Source organism: Sphingobium sp. SA916 (genome assembly GCF_002894065.1).
In the GTDB taxonomy this organism is placed as follows: Bacteria; Pseudomonadota; Alphaproteobacteria; order Sphingomonadales; family Sphingomonadaceae; genus Sphingobium; species Sphingobium fuliginis.
Genome location: NZ_LXYF01000029.1, coordinates 76,266 through 88,329 on the forward strand (window position 1 = coordinate 76,266; position 12,064 = coordinate 88,329).

Consider the following 12,064-nt stretch of genomic DNA (forward strand, 5'->3'; position numbering starts at 1 on the left):
GGGCCGCAACAGGGTCAATCGTCCGTTTCAGCGACGCCGTTGCGATTGTCGTCCTCCCCCACCTTGCGGCCGCCCAGATGGCCGGTGCCGTGATAACCGATCTCCGTCTGCCCGCCATGGCCCATGCGGCCGCCGAAGTCGTTTTTCGATTTCCTGCGCCCGTGCGGGTAGGGGGCGCCGGCGCTTTCCCCGCCGGGACTCGTCGCGGACATGTCGAGATCGCTGACCCCGTCCGGATGGGAGCGCCTGCCGCCTTCCTGCCGCGGCTGCATGCGCCTGTCTTCGCTATCGCCATCGTCGTGGGCGGACGCCATGTCCGCGCCGCCCGCCTCGACGAAGGCGGTGCCGGATATGTCCTCCACCTCCGCCTTCACGCCCCCGATCCGGCGCCGCCTTGGACCTTTTCCAGCCGGTTCGTCGGCGGCGCGTTCGCCGCGCCAGCCCTGTTCGGGCGGCGCTGCGTCGTCCCTGATGGGCGATCCTTGCCCTTGAAGAAATGCATTGCGGTCGTTCATCGCGCGTCTTCCTGAAATTATCCGCTTTCAAAAGCAACGCATCGGGTGGAGGGGCGATCCGCGCAGGACGATAAACTGGATCAGCTTCGGACGGTCTTTTCCATGGCGCGGCGTTCGCCACCGGGAGCGCAGCCGGAACCCGGTTGCCGGTCCTTCATCGGAAATCCTGTCGGGTGGGGACGGAAGTTTCCAGGCTTCTGCTTCCCGCTACTTTCATGATACGGGCCGCCATGATTGTCGATCCGGAATGGTTCTGGATCGCAGTCGAAGTTTTCCGGTGGAAATATCGTAGATCGGTTCGCTGTAAACTGCATTAGCGTTCCATCGCGGATCGCGGAACGCTTGCTCCCTGTGAGGCTTAACTGTCCTTGTTCGATGTGGGAGCAATCATGAGCAGGGTAAATAGAAGCGCCAGGGCAACGGCAAGATTGCTCGTCGGTGCGGCCATAGAGGCGGCGGGGATCGCGGCCCTGTGCATCCTGCTTCATGTCTGGCTGACCGGCGCGCCGCTTCGGCGGGAGGCGGTCATGGCGGCGGTGCTGGGCGCCGGAGCGATGGTTCTGATCGCCGGGGGTGCGCTGGCCTGCATCCGCCATATCCTGCACGGCGAATTCAAACCCGGCGGGGCCAGCGCCCGCACCCATCATCCCGACATATTTTCATCCGGCAGCGGAGTCTGAGGAGACCATTCCATGTTCATGCATAACAAGCGGCTTCAATATACGGTCAGGGTTTCGGAAACCAATCCGGCGCTCGCTTCGCTTCTTCTGGAACAATTTGGCGGACCGGACGGAGAACTGGCGGCGGCCATGCGCTATTTCACCCAGGGTCTTGCCGAGGACGATCCCGGCCGGAAGGACATGCTGCTGGACATTGCGACCGAGGAACTCAGTCACCTGGAAGTGATCGGATCGATCGTCGCCATGCTGAACAAGGGCGCGAAGTCGGCCTTGACCGAAGCGTCGATGGAGGAGGCGGAACTCTACATGTCGCTGAATGCGGGCGGCAACAGCCATACCCAGTCGATCCTCTATGGCGGCGGGCCTTCGCTCACCAACAGTTCGGGCGTTCCGTGGACGGCCGCCTATGTCGACAGCCGCGGCGACCCGACCTGCGACCTGCGGTCCAACATCGCGGCGGAAAGCAGGGCCAAGATCATCTACGAACGGCTGATCAACATCACCGACGATCCGGGCGTCAAGGATGCGCTGGGTTTCCTGATGACGCGGGAGGTTTCGCACCAGAAGAGCTTCGAGAAGGCGCTCTATTCGATCAAGGACAATTTCCCCGCCGGCAAGCTGCCCGGCCTTGCTCCCTATGCCAACCTCTATGTCAACGCCTCCCAGGGGGAGGGCGATGCGGTCGGCCCCTGGAATACGGGTGAGCAATGGGAACGGCTGGACGATGTCGAGGGCAAGCTGCCGGTCGATGGCGGCGACGGCCAGGCCTCGGTCACGCTCCGCGAGCAGGAGATGCAGGATTTCGCGGCCATGACCGGCCGGCTGCAGTCCGATCCCAACGCCAATCCGGTGACCGGCGCGGACCTGGGCGGCGGGCCGGGTGCGGGCAAGTTGAGCGACGAGGATCTGGGCGGGGCGAGCGACATGGCCGACGCCCGGTCGCAGGCCGCCGCCAAGAGCCCCCTCCAGTCCGACGGGGAGTGAGATGGACCAGGACACCGTCCGGCACATGTTCATCGTCGGTCTGCGCGACGCCCATGCCGTCGAGCATCAGGCGCTGGGCATCATGGACCGGCAGATCGAGCATCTCGCCCAATATACCGAGGTCGAGGCGCGGCTTCGCAGCCACAGGGGCGAAACCGAACGCCAGATAGAACGGCTGGAGGGCATATTGGACGCGCTGGGCGACAGTCCGTCGGCCATCAAGGACGCGGCGCTGAAGTTCGGGGGCAGCGTTGCTGCGCTGTCCCACGCGCTGGCGCCGGACGAGGTCATCAAGAACAGCCTCGCCAACTATGCGTTCGAAAATTATGAGGCGGCGGCCTACAAGGCCCTGATCGCCATGGCCAAGGCGGGCGGGTTCGAGGCGGCCATTCCCGTGCTGGAGGAAAGCCTGCGCGAAGAACTGGCGATGGCCACGTTCCTGGACGAGATGCTGCCCAGGGTGATCGACAGGTTCCTAGCGCTGCGCAGCCAAGGAGAGCAGGCCAGCCATTGAGCATCGACCTGTCGCCGGTTCTGGCCGGCACGATTGCAAGCCTGCTGGCAGGCGCGGCGACCGGCTTGGGCGGATTGCCCATATTGGGCATCGGCCGGTCGGCGGCGCGCTGTCAGGGCGTGATGCTGGGATTTGCGGCGGGCGTGATGCTCGCCGCTTCCTTCTTCTCTCTGATCGTGCCCGCCATCGGCATATTGGACCGGCAGGGCATCGGCTCCTGGCCGGCGGCGGCCATGATTGCCGCGGCGGTACTGGTCGGCGGGGCGCTGCTGCTGGCCCTCGGCCGCTTTTCCGTCGAGCGTTTCACCAGTGAGGAGGGGCTGGACCGGACGGGCCATCGCATCTGGCTGCTGGTCGCGGCGATCACGCTGCATAACGCGCCGGAGGGGCTGGCGGTCGGCGTCAGCTTCGCGCGGGATGCGGGGGGAGAGGGCTACGCCACGGCCCTGGGCATCGGAATCCAGAACATACCCGAAGGTTTCGCCGTGGGCAGCGCGTTGGCGTTGCGCTATCCGCCGTTCCTGGCCTTTGCCGTGGCGCTGGCCTCGGGGCTGGTGGAACCGGTATTCGGCGCGCTGGGCGCGACGCTGGTGCATCGCTTCGCCATGCTGTTGCCGATCGCCCTGTGCCTTGCGGCGGGGGCGATGATCAGCGTCGTGATGAGCCAGATCGCCCCGGAACTTGGCGAGGACGGACATGCCGCCCAGGGAAGCCTGCTGATCGGCCTTGCGGTGATGACCTGCCTCGACGTCGCGCTCGGTTGAGGGCGTTCAGCGGCCCGGCGACCGCAGCGTGAGCGCTGCGGGATAGAGAAGCGCCATGCCGCAAACGGCCAGCAGGACGATGAGCATCAGCATGGCCATGAACGCCCCGATCCGGCGACGACGCAGCGCGACGAGGATGCCGGTCAATCCCGCCAGCGCGACCGCCGCGACGATGGCTATGATGATCATGCCGCCTGCCTGCCCGACTTGATCATGCCGGGAATCCGGTGTTTCGCGGCCAGCCTGCGCCGTCGTTCATCCTTGTTGATCATGCTGCGCCTTGCCATGCTGTTTTGTCGCAAATCTTCCGATGAAGAAGCGCGGATGAAGGAAGATGTCGCCAACACAGATGAATCCGTGAATCCGGAGGCGATTTCTTCCCCATTCATGGATCGCGCTAACCGCGCAGTTCGCCCTCTTCCGAGAGGGCGGCGATGACGCGGGCGGCCTTGGCCACACCCTCCGCCCTGCACTGTTCGCGCGCCTCCGACGCGATGCTCTGCGCGTCCTGGGTGGTGATCAGGCCCTTTTCCACCAACCGGCCGACCAGCGCGGCCACCCATTGGACGCCGGCGGTGGCGATGTCTCCATCGGTCAGGGCTTCATCCTCGATCGTCATGGTGTCTCTCTCCTCTTCAGCTCATGTGCGTCGTCGTCAGAATCGACGGATAGACCAGGATGACGGAGGCGGCCGCCAATATGAGGATCGCCGCCGCGAGAGCGCCGCCCCGGCTCAACCGGCCCCTGTGCAGACCGTAGAGCACGACGCCCAGAAGCGCGGCCGCCACGAGGACGATGATCGCCGTCAAACCTGTCACCGACATGGGCCGTCTCCGATCGGGATGTGTCGCGCTCCATCGTCAGGATGGCGGCGCACGGGATGGGGGAAAGCCTCTATACGCGGCCCGTCGGCAGGGGGTTCCCAGGTCGGCGGACGGCCGCGCCGCAAAAGGGGAAAAGCGCGCCCGCGCTAACATAGGGTTATCGCACGGACGCTGCCCTTCGGCCTGCCGGGCGTTGTCGCCGCAGCAGCCCCGCAGAAGGAGAACCTCATGCTTTGTCCCAGCATGCCCCGCCCCATATCGACCGCCCTGATCCTGATGGCGTCCTCCGCCCTGCTTTGCGCCTGCAGCCCCGCCGCGCAGAATGAGAATGGCAGGGTGCCCGGCGGAACGAACCAGCAGGAGGCGATCAATGCCGCTGGCGACATGGGTGGCGCGAACGCCATGCCCGGCATCGGCGCTCCGGGCGCGGCCGGCAATGGAACGCAGCCATGACCGGCGGCCGTTCGTTCCGGCCGGGACTGCCCGCCTGCCTCGCCATGCTGGCCCTTTCCGCCTGCAACCAGACCGATGGCGCGTCCGAACGGGGACCGGCCAATGGCAGCGCCACGGTGGCCAAGCATTATGAAGGGCCGAAGCCCGAGGGCGTCTCCCGCCCTGACGAGGCGGTGACCACCACCTTCTACATTCCGCAGGCTGCGATCAGCGACATGTATGAGATAGAGGCGGGCAAGATCGCCATGGTGCGTGCCCGCGCGCCCGAGGTGAAGGCCTTTGCGCGGAAGATGGTCTCCGACCACCAGAAGAGTAGCGAGCGGCTCAGGCGCTTCGTTGCGGACAATCCGGTCAACATCGCCATCCCGCAGAATATCGATGCGCGCCGCCGGGCGATGCTGGGCGCCCTCAACGGTTCGGGCGACCGGGAATTCGACAGCGTCTATGTCGGCCAGCAGGCGGCGGCGCATCTGGAGGCCTTCAACCTGCAGAGCAGCTATGCCCGGCGGGGCGATTATCCCGCGCTGAAGAAGATGGCCGGGGAGATGGTCCCGGTGATCGCGGCGCATCGTAGGGAGGCGGAGGCGCTGGACGCCAGATTCGGTCCGACCGCCAGGCCGGTTCCGGCCGGGCAATGACCTGCGGAAATGCCCGGATGGCACGGCCGGAATGCCGAGGGCAATCGCCTGTTTCTACCGGCGCGAACTGGATGCCGACCGGCGCCGCTGTACCCCCGGCGCCGGAAACGCAAAAGCATCATTTGCAGGCCGTCAGGGCTGAATGTCGGTTGGCTCTAACGGTCGCCCTTTCCGCTGGCCGTTTTCCCGTCTTCCTTCTTCTTGCCGGAACTGGCGCTGCCGCTGCCGCGTGCGTTATTGCCGCCGCCGCGGCCCGTGCCGGTGCTTCCATGAGCGCCATCGCCGCCCTTCTTCGTGACCGCGCCCGGATTTCCGCCTGCACCTTTTTGCGCCATTCCTGCCTCCTGATATGATCGAAGGATCAACGGAGCGGCGCTTGCGGCGTTCCGGACGCCGGCCCCTTTCATGCGCTGGCGCTAACCCAGATGAACGACTTCGGGAAAGACCGTCTGGGGCTTATCGCGCCCGCCTAGCCGGCCGTCCGCCGGAGGGGCATGGTCATGCAATGAATGCCGCCTCCACAGGCGGCGAATTGCGACACGTCCAGCGCGATGCCTTGAAATCCCGCCGCGCTGATCCGGGCGGCGACGTCGTCATGCCCTGCGCCCATCAGGATCGTCCGGCCGTCGATGGAGAGGATATTGCAGCCCAGGCCACGCGCCTCCTTGTAGGAAACGGGCAGCAGCGTGATGCCGCGCGCCTCCACGGCTGCGAGGAAGGCGTCGTCGAGAACGTCGACGCAGGCCAGTGCATGATGGGCGTCGAGCATGCAGAATTGCGTGTCGAGATGGAGGAAATGCGGATCGAAGGCGTAGCGGAGAATGTCCCAGCCATTGGCGGCAAAGGGCTCCGCAAAGGCATGGGCGCCCGCCTCGTCCGTCCGCTCGCCGGATATGCCCAGGATCAGCAGCCCGCGCCGCGCCAGGCAGATGTCGCCGCCCTCGATCCTGCCTTCGCGGATGCGCCGGACGGGGCGGGCGCCCAGGCGGGACAAGGCCTGCGCCACATGGTCCGCTTCCCGCGCGCGGTGCGGCATGGCGGGATTCAACGCGACAAGGCCCCAGGGCGTCGCCACGCCCGTATCGCGGGTGAAGCAGAGGTCCGGCAGATCGGCATGCGCCGGCAGAAGATGGCACCGCACCTGATGATCGGCCAACGCCCCGCGCAGGGCGCGATGTTGCCCTTCGGCCTTGTCGACCGAAACCGCCAGTCCCTTGCGCAGGCTTTCGCGCGTCACCGAACAGCAGGGAACCGGCTCCAGATGGGAAGGCGCGCAAAGCAGCACGTCGGTCAGCCTGTCGCTTTCCCCTTCCACGAAAAAATCGCGGATGATGGTGGCGCCCGCTCCGCCGTCTTCGCCGTGCCAGTCCAGTTTCATGCCTGCGCTCCGTGCCGCCTTGCTTCCTTCGCATTCAACGCATCCGCCTTGCGACTGTATCCCGGCAATCTTCCCGCGACGGTCGAAGCATTGCGCCGCTCCTGCCCGGAAAATCGACGGCCCGCAGGCACTATCATAAGTTAATGTCCGCGGTTCGGTTCGCACCTATCCTTTCCGATGGGGGCCATATTGTCGCAGGCGCAAAATAATGGATCGGATTTTCACCAACATCGCCACCAGCAGTGCACGCCTCATGGGACAGCCCCAGGCCTTCATCATATCCACCTTGCTGATCCTCCTCTGGGCTGTGTCGGGGCCATTTCTCCATTTCTCCGATACCTGGCAGTTGATCGTGAACACCGCCACGACGGTGCTGACCTTCCTCGCCGTCTTCCTGATCCAGAACAGCCAGAACCGCGACGGCGCGGCCATGCAGGCGAAACTGGACGAGATCATCCGAGCCCTGGACAAGGCGCGCGTGGAATTTGTCGGCATCGAACATCTGACGGATGCGCAGATCGCCGCCATCCGCGACGCGCTGGAACGCGACATCAAGGACAAGTCGGGCCGCGAAGGGTCGGCCGCCCCCACGGTCGAACGCTTGCTCAAGCGGTATTGAGCGCCGCTATTGGCTGAGACGGCTCAGCCTGAACCGGATTTCTATCGTCAGGCCGGCATCCTTCCACAACCGGACGAGGGTGCCGCCCGTTCCCCTGAGCGACGCCTGCTCCAGCGCCGTTCCGAAGCCTTCGCGATCCGGCGCCCGGTCCAGGGCGGGGCCGCCGCATTCCACCCACTGGATGAGCGCATCGTCATCCTGGATGCTGACGGTGACGTCCAACCGCCCGTCCGGCGTCGAGAGCGCGCCATATTTGGCGGCATTGGTCGCCAGTTCGTGCAGCAGCAGCGCGACCGACGTCAACGCGCCGCCGCCGATGGCCAGGTCCGTGCCCTTCACGAATATGCGCTTGCGCTCATCCGCCAGTTCATGGGGGGCGACGATGGCCTCCAGCAGCGAGAACAGGGTCGTGGCGGTTCCCGCCGTCCCCTCATTGTCCACATCGGGCAAGGTAAGCTGGTGCGCGGCGGCGAGCGCCATCAGCCGCGCCGTCAGATCGCGCGTCAGTTCCCCGACATCCTTCGCCCCGCGCGCACTCAGCGCCACCAGCCCGGTGGCCAGCGCGAAGAGGTTCTTGACGCGGTGGCGCATCTCCTTGAGCAGCAGGGTCTGTTGCGCGGCTGCGCGTTTCTGCGCCGTGATGTCGCGCGCGATCTTGGATGCCCCCAATATCTGCCCCGCCGCATTGCGGACGGGGGAAACCGTCAGCGATATTGCGATGAGCGTCCCGTCCTTGCGACGGCGAACCGTCTCGAAATGATCGATCCGCTCTCCCGCCCTCAGGCGCGCGAGGATATGATCCTCCTCATGCAGGCGGTCTTCGGGAATGACGATCGTCACCGGCCTGCCGATCGCTTCCTCGGCGGAATAGCCGAACAGGCGGCTGGCGCCCCCGTTCCATGTCGTGATGATGCCGTCCAGCGTCTTGCTCAGAATGGCGTCGTCGGAATTTTCAACGATGGCGGCCAGCCAGGCGCCGGCATCGATCTCTGATTTTCCGTCCGAACCGCCTGCCGCCCTGGCTGTAGCTGGTATATCCGACAATCCTGCTTCCTTGCGTGCCCCATTCGGGGGCGATGGCGTTGACTGGCCGCTTATAGTGGCGCGAGGCCTCCATGCACTAAAGCAGGTTAAGCCCTGCTGCCCTGGAGGGCCTGTGATGCGGGTTGAGGCGGCTGGCCTTCAGCCTGTGAAATGGCCGTGCGGCTTTGCGTGGCCATGGGTTCGGAGGTAGCGATCGTCCAGTTCCGCGATCAGCGCATCCGCCTTCTCCCCGCCTTGCAGTTTCAGCAGCGCGTCGTTCCTGGCGCCCTTCTCCTATGCGCAGGTGCTGTTCGCCACGCTGATCGGTTATCTGGCCTTCGGCGCCCTGCCGGACGGGGTTTCGCTGCTGGGCATTGCCCTGGTGGCGGCGGGCGGAGCCTATACGCTGCGGCGGGAAGGATTTCTCGGCCGGTTGCGGCTGCGGGGCGGGCGCCTGCTGCGGCGGCCGGGCTATGCCGGCAGGATCTGAGCGCGATCCTTGCCCTGTTCCGCGATCAGCCGCATCGGCCTTCCCCGCACCCAGAGGCGATCGACGGCGATGGAGGACCAGCCCGATGGCAACGTCACAGGGCGGTGGGGCCATGCCTCCGGACTGTCGCCGCTGATGCGGAGGCCGGGCAGTCCCAACAGCATCGTCATCAGCATGCCGCCGATATTGGCGAGGAAGGGGCCTGCGGGCACGGCCGAGTCCGGATGGTCGACGCGATATTCCAGGCACTGGTGGAACCGTCCCGCATCATAGGCGGCATAGCCCTCCTCGAACAGGTCGAGCGCCAGCTTCCGGTCGCCCGCCATGGCCGCCCAGGCGGGATAGAAGGCGGCCAGCATGGGCGATCCCACATAATCGCGCCAGCGGGACAGGAAGAAATCCAGCGTCGCCTGCCGCTCCCTTTCGCCTGCGGGATAGTCCATCGGGAACAGGCCCGCCAGCGGACTGGGCGTGGCGCCCTTATCCTCGTCGATCCGGAAATCGTCATGCGCGGGGATGACCCCGTCGCTCCGGCGCGGCAGGTAGAGCGCGTCCAGCATGTCCTGCCAGGCCGCCGGGATGTCGGCGCCGATGCCGGCGCCGATCCGGATCGCGCGCTTCAGCAGGTCGGCGGCCGTCATCAGGGTGAAGCTGTCATTGTCCGGCGGATCCGGCACTTCGGCGGGGCCGGTGGCGCGGGGCAGCTCTGCGCCGCGCTGGGTGCGTTCCAGCCTCCCGGTCAGCCAGTCGGCAACGCCGGCGATGATCGGCCAACCCCGGTCCCGCAGGTAGCGCAGATCGCCCGTGCAATCGGCGTCCAGGGAAAAGGCGCGGGCGACGTGGAGGGACAGATGGGCGGCGAAGGCTGCTGCCGGGCCATCGTCGGGAGCGGCCTCCTCCCCGCTCAGGGGCGCGGCCTGCCACGGGAAGCGCATGCCCGGCTTCCCATCCAGCCGGGCATGGCGCCGGGCAGCCTCGACATGGCGCGCCCGGAAGTCGATCAGGCTGCGGGCGGCGCCGGGTTGCAGGAGCAGAAGGGGAGGCACGCAAAAGGCGTCGATGTCCCACATCACATGGCCGTAATAATAATGATAGCCCGGCCAATGGGCGAGGCCGAACATGGATGTCGCGGCGGGTGAAGAGCGGTGGGCCGAGGCGTTGAGATAGTAGAAGCCGGCGTCGATCAGTTGCTGATGCCGGGGTTCCGCGCCTTGCGCAACGATGCGGCCCTTCCAGATTTCCGCCCAGCTTTCCCGATTGAGGGCGCGCAGACGCGCCAGCCCGCGCCGCGCGCCTAGGCTGGCGCGTCTGACCGCCTCCTCCCTTGGCCGGTGATGCACGATGGAGGGGATGAGGGCGGCGATCTGATGCAGCTCCACCCGCTGGCCAGCCCTCAGGTCGACGCGATATTCGGCGACCAGAGGGCCGGAGCCGAATTTCGGCGCGATCATGCTGTCGTCCGTCAGCGAGCAGCGGCTGTGGAAGGCAATGCCGCAATGGCTGAGATCGCCCTCGGGCACCCAGAGCAGCGACCCTTCGCCCCCGCCGGCGGAGGGGCCGCCGGTGCGCCTTTCGGCCATGCGCCCCTGCGCCGGGCGGGAATCGACCAGCGTGCGCAGCCGGATCGAGCAGGCCTGCCCGGCGGTGATGCGGCTTTCCTGCAGGACGAGCGAGCAGTCGCTGCGGCTGGCGAAGGTCGTGACCTCCACGGTCAGCGCCACGTCCCCGATGCGGAAGAGAAACTGGCTGAACAGTTCCCCTGTGCCGGAGTCATAGCTCTGCAGAAGGTCTTCGGCGGCCCAGGGCTGGTCCGACAGCCATGCCTCCCCAATCGCGATGTCGGCGGCGAGCGGGTAGGGGATGGGCACCGCCGCTTCGATCCCCTTGTCCGGATCGGGACCGACGACGCCGTTCAGGATCGCGGAACCCGCCAGCAGGGGGATTTCCCGCACCCGAAGGCCGATCATGCCGTTGCCGACATAGGCCGGCAGGTCGCTGCCGCGGGCGCCACGACAGGGCGGCGGATTGAGGGGAGCGGAGGTCATCTCCCCGCCCCGGTCATCGCACCTGTCGCGCGGGCACCGGCGGCGCATGGTGAAACGCCATGTCGTCCGGCTCTATGGTGGTGGGGGACCCTTGTTTGTCGGCAGGCGGATCGGGGGGTGTGCGCGGCTTACCGGGAGACAGCGGCAACATCTTCCCGGTCTTTCGGTCCAGCGCGCGCGCCACGATGATGTCCGCCACCGTGGCGCCCATGACGAAGGCCATCAGCCCCCAGAGCGGGCGGCGCCGGCTGGCCAGGGCGAGCGCCGCAAGATCGAGGGCATCGCCCGCCACGCGGTTCCAGACCCGCGTGGAATGCGCCGGCGCCGCGAGGATGCCTGCGCCGGCCAGCAGCTCGCGCGCTCCGAACAGCCTTATCGTCGCACGGGCGGCGGCATGGTCCTGCCTCAGCCGCCTCGCAATGGCGCGTGGTCGTGCGACTTCCGCCAGTCCCAGACCGATGGAGAAAAGGCCCAGTCCAAGGCTCCAGCTCTTCGGTGTCATGTGCAGACGGCCTCCTCGGCGGAAGAACGGCGGCTCTCGCGGGCAGGTTCCCCAATGCCGGGGCAAGCCATATAATGCATGTTAGGGCGGTCGCCTTATATTCCGGTGCAATCCTGTTCCCATCCGGAAGAGAAATATATCGGTATCGAAGATCAGGCCTTGACCTTGGCGGAGGATGCGACAGTCGGCATCCGCATCATCCAAGTGGAACACAGTCGCCACATGATTCGTTCTCGTCGCCTCAAGAAACGAATACAGGAGAGTATATGCGTGAGATCAGCTTTTCCATGCGTGCTTTCGCTGCTGCATCGGCCCTGTTCCTGGCAAGCACGCCCGCGCTGGCGGGCGATGAAGAACGCGCGCTTGCGGCGATTGCGCAGGCCCAGGGGAAAATCGACGCCGCGGGCAAGTTGAAGGCCGGCGACTTCGATCCGGCGGTGTTGGCCAAGGCCCAGGCGTCCCTGCGTCTGGCGCAGGAGCATCTCAAGAGCGGCAAGGAACAGGCCGCCATCCGGACGGCGGTGGAAGCGCAGCAATTTGCGGACACCGCAATCGGTGAAAGCCGCCTGCGCGCCGATGCCGACGCCCAGGTGCATGCATCGACGGCCGTGGCCGCGCAGCAGGATGCCGCGGCC

The 12,064-nt window shown here is 66.3% G+C and carries 18 protein-coding genes and 1 pseudogene; 9 read left to right on the plus strand and 10 right to left on the minus strand.

All coding sequences use genetic code 11. The annotated features are described in order from the left end of the window. Window positions 1-14: 14 nt before the first annotated feature. On the minus strand, window positions 15-515 hold the full coding sequence (locus tag A8G00_RS07740) for a hypothetical protein (protein ID WP_103000415.1): 501 nt from the start codon (window positions 513-515) through the stop codon (window positions 15-17). Window positions 516-904: 389 nt separating this feature from the next. Between A8G00_RS07740 and A8G00_RS07745 the strand changes: the two genes are divergently transcribed. The 4 genes from A8G00_RS07745 to A8G00_RS07760 are packed head-to-tail and all read left to right on the plus strand — an operon-like array spanning window position 905 to window position 3,457. Then, entirely contained in the window at window positions 905-1,195 is a 291-nt protein-coding gene (locus A8G00_RS07745; RefSeq protein WP_103000416.1) for a hypothetical protein, read from the plus strand. Window positions 1,196-1,207: 12 nt separating this feature from the next. Beyond that, a complete protein-coding gene (locus tag A8G00_RS07750) occupies window positions 1,208-2,179 on the plus strand; it encodes a manganese catalase family protein (RefSeq protein WP_044662691.1) in 972 nt (323 codons plus the stop codon). A gap of 1 nt (window position 2,180) precedes the next feature. Next, the gene (locus A8G00_RS07755) at window positions 2,181-2,693 is read left to right on the plus strand and encodes a ferritin-like domain-containing protein (RefSeq protein WP_048576843.1); all 513 of its coding nucleotides are present in this window, start codon (window positions 2,181-2,183) and stop codon (window positions 2,691-2,693) included. Beyond that, window positions 2,690-3,457: a ZIP family metal transporter gene (locus A8G00_RS07760; RefSeq protein WP_103000417.1), complete on the plus strand. Its 768-nt coding sequence runs from the start codon at window positions 2,690-2,692 to the stop codon at window positions 3,455-3,457. The genes A8G00_RS07755 and A8G00_RS07760 overlap by 4 nt, the downstream gene beginning before the upstream one ends. Window positions 3,458-3,463: 6 nt before the next feature. On the opposite strand, the gene A8G00_RS07765 is transcribed toward A8G00_RS07760, so the two are convergent. From A8G00_RS07765 to A8G00_RS07780, 4 genes are read right to left on the minus strand one after another with little or no spacing between them, the layout of a single operon-like run. Next, entirely contained in the window at window positions 3,464-3,646 is a 183-nt protein-coding gene (locus tag A8G00_RS07765; protein ID WP_103000418.1) for a hypothetical protein, read from the minus strand. After that, complete coding sequence (locus A8G00_RS07770; protein WP_103000419.1) at window positions 3,643-3,846, minus strand: hypothetical protein; 204 nt, start codon at window positions 3,844-3,846, stop codon at window positions 3,643-3,645. The genes A8G00_RS07765 and A8G00_RS07770 overlap by 4 nt, the downstream gene beginning before the upstream one ends. 8 nt (window positions 3,847-3,854) lie before the next feature. Continuing rightward, a complete protein-coding gene (locus tag A8G00_RS07775; RefSeq protein ID WP_025550130.1) occupies window positions 3,855-4,076 on the minus strand; it encodes a hypothetical protein in 222 nt (73 codons plus the stop codon). A gap of 16 nt (window positions 4,077-4,092) precedes the next feature. Next, a complete protein-coding gene (locus A8G00_RS07780) occupies window positions 4,093-4,281 on the minus strand; it encodes a hypothetical protein (protein ID WP_103000420.1) in 189 nt (62 codons plus the stop codon). A 228-nt stretch (window positions 4,282-4,509) separates the two neighbouring features. On the opposite strand from A8G00_RS07780, the gene A8G00_RS07785 reads away from it, so the two are divergent. Further along, entirely contained in the window at window positions 4,510-4,734 is a 225-nt protein-coding gene (locus A8G00_RS07785; RefSeq protein ID WP_025550128.1) for a hypothetical protein, read from the plus strand. Beyond that, on the plus strand, window positions 4,731-5,372 hold the full coding sequence (locus A8G00_RS07790) for a DUF4142 domain-containing protein (protein WP_103000421.1): 642 nt from the start codon (window positions 4,731-4,733) through the stop codon (window positions 5,370-5,372). The genes A8G00_RS07785 and A8G00_RS07790 overlap by 4 nt, the downstream gene beginning before the upstream one ends. 155 nt (window positions 5,373-5,527) lie before the next feature. On the opposite strand, the gene A8G00_RS07795 is transcribed toward A8G00_RS07790, so the two are convergent. After that, window positions 5,528-5,707 (minus strand): hypothetical protein, encoded by a 180-nt coding sequence (locus tag A8G00_RS07795; RefSeq protein ID WP_025550126.1) that lies wholly within the window; start codon window positions 5,705-5,707, stop codon window positions 5,528-5,530. Window positions 5,708-5,841: 134 nt separating this feature from the next. Next, on the minus strand, window positions 5,842-6,750 hold the full coding sequence (locus tag A8G00_RS07800; protein ID WP_103000422.1) for a dimethylarginine dimethylaminohydrolase family protein: 909 nt from the start codon (window positions 6,748-6,750) through the stop codon (window positions 5,842-5,844). A gap of 208 nt (window positions 6,751-6,958) precedes the next feature. Here A8G00_RS07800 and A8G00_RS07805 point away from each other — a divergent pair, with 208 nt between their 5' ends. Beyond that, window positions 6,959-7,369: a low affinity iron permease family protein gene (locus tag A8G00_RS07805; RefSeq protein WP_103000423.1), complete on the plus strand. Its 411-nt coding sequence runs from the start codon at window positions 6,959-6,961 to the stop codon at window positions 7,367-7,369. Between the two features lie 6 nt (window positions 7,370-7,375). Here the strand turns inward: A8G00_RS07805 and A8G00_RS07810 are convergent, their stop codons facing one another. Next, complete coding sequence (locus tag A8G00_RS07810; protein WP_061938331.1) at window positions 7,376-8,413, minus strand: PAS domain S-box protein; 1,038 nt, start codon at window positions 8,411-8,413, stop codon at window positions 7,376-7,378. 283 nt (window positions 8,414-8,696) lie between these two features. On the opposite strand from A8G00_RS07810, the gene A8G00_RS07815 reads away from it, so the two are divergent. After that, window positions 8,697-8,882, plus strand: coding sequence for a hypothetical protein (locus A8G00_RS07815; RefSeq protein ID WP_103000424.1), 186 nt, complete (start codon window positions 8,697-8,699; stop codon window positions 8,880-8,882). Here A8G00_RS07815 and A8G00_RS07820 read toward each other — a convergent pair. Beyond that, window positions 8,864-10,927, minus strand: coding sequence for a glycoside hydrolase family 65 protein (locus tag A8G00_RS07820; protein ID WP_103000429.1), 2,064 nt, complete (start codon window positions 10,925-10,927; stop codon window positions 8,864-8,866). The two genes, A8G00_RS07815 and A8G00_RS07820, sit on opposite strands and share 19 nt — an antisense overlap. A 13-nt stretch (window positions 10,928-10,940) precedes the next feature. Continuing rightward, complete coding sequence (locus A8G00_RS07825; protein ID WP_103000425.1) at window positions 10,941-11,429, minus strand: hypothetical protein; 489 nt, start codon at window positions 11,427-11,429, stop codon at window positions 10,941-10,943. Between the two features lie 266 nt (window positions 11,430-11,695). Between A8G00_RS07825 and A8G00_RS07830 the strand changes: the two are divergent. Further along, a pseudogene (locus A8G00_RS07830) lies at window positions 11,696-12,064 on the plus strand (hypothetical protein); the annotation flags it as partial.

Excerpts from the sequence above, each read along its gene's own strand:
- A8G00_RS07740 (WP_103000415.1), bottom strand. The coding sequence starts at position 515 with ATGAACGACCGCAATGCATTTCTTCAAGGGCAAGGATCGCCCATCAGG.
- A8G00_RS07745 (WP_103000416.1), top strand. The coding sequence starts at position 905 with ATGAGCAGGGTAAATAGAAGCGCCAGGGCAACGGCAAGATTGCTCGTC.
- A8G00_RS07750 (WP_044662691.1), top strand. The coding sequence starts at position 1,208 with ATGTTCATGCATAACAAGCGGCTTCAATATACGGTCAGGGTTTCGGAA.
- A8G00_RS07755 (WP_048576843.1), top strand. The coding sequence starts at position 2,181 with ATGGACCAGGACACCGTCCGGCACATGTTCATCGTCGGTCTGCGCGAC.
- A8G00_RS07765 (WP_103000418.1), bottom strand. The coding sequence starts at position 3,646 with ATGATCATCATAGCCATCGTCGCGGCGGTCGCGCTGGCGGGATTGACC.
- A8G00_RS07770 (WP_103000419.1), bottom strand. The coding sequence starts at position 3,846 with ATGAATGGGGAAGAAATCGCCTCCGGATTCACGGATTCATCTGTGTTG.
- A8G00_RS07775 (WP_025550130.1), bottom strand. The coding sequence starts at position 4,076 with ATGACGATCGAGGATGAAGCCCTGACCGATGGAGACATCGCCACCGCC.
- A8G00_RS07780 (WP_103000420.1), bottom strand. The coding sequence starts at position 4,281 with ATGTCGGTGACAGGTTTGACGGCGATCATCGTCCTCGTGGCGGCCGCG.
- A8G00_RS07785 (WP_025550128.1), top strand. The coding sequence starts at position 4,510 with ATGCTTTGTCCCAGCATGCCCCGCCCCATATCGACCGCCCTGATCCTG.
- A8G00_RS07790 (WP_103000421.1), top strand. The coding sequence starts at position 4,731 with ATGACCGGCGGCCGTTCGTTCCGGCCGGGACTGCCCGCCTGCCTCGCC.
- A8G00_RS07795 (WP_025550126.1), bottom strand. The coding sequence starts at position 5,707 with ATGGCGCAAAAAGGTGCAGGCGGAAATCCGGGCGCGGTCACGAAGAAG.
- A8G00_RS07800 (WP_103000422.1), bottom strand. The coding sequence starts at position 6,750 with ATGAAACTGGACTGGCACGGCGAAGACGGCGGAGCGGGCGCCACCATC.
- A8G00_RS07805 (WP_103000423.1), top strand. The coding sequence starts at position 6,959 with ATGGATCGGATTTTCACCAACATCGCCACCAGCAGTGCACGCCTCATG.
- A8G00_RS07820 (WP_103000429.1), bottom strand. The coding sequence starts at position 10,927 with ATGACCTCCGCTCCCCTCAATCCGCCGCCCTGTCGTGGCGCCCGCGGC.
- A8G00_RS07825 (WP_103000425.1), bottom strand. The coding sequence starts at position 11,429 with ATGACACCGAAGAGCTGGAGCCTTGGACTGGGCCTTTTCTCCATCGGT.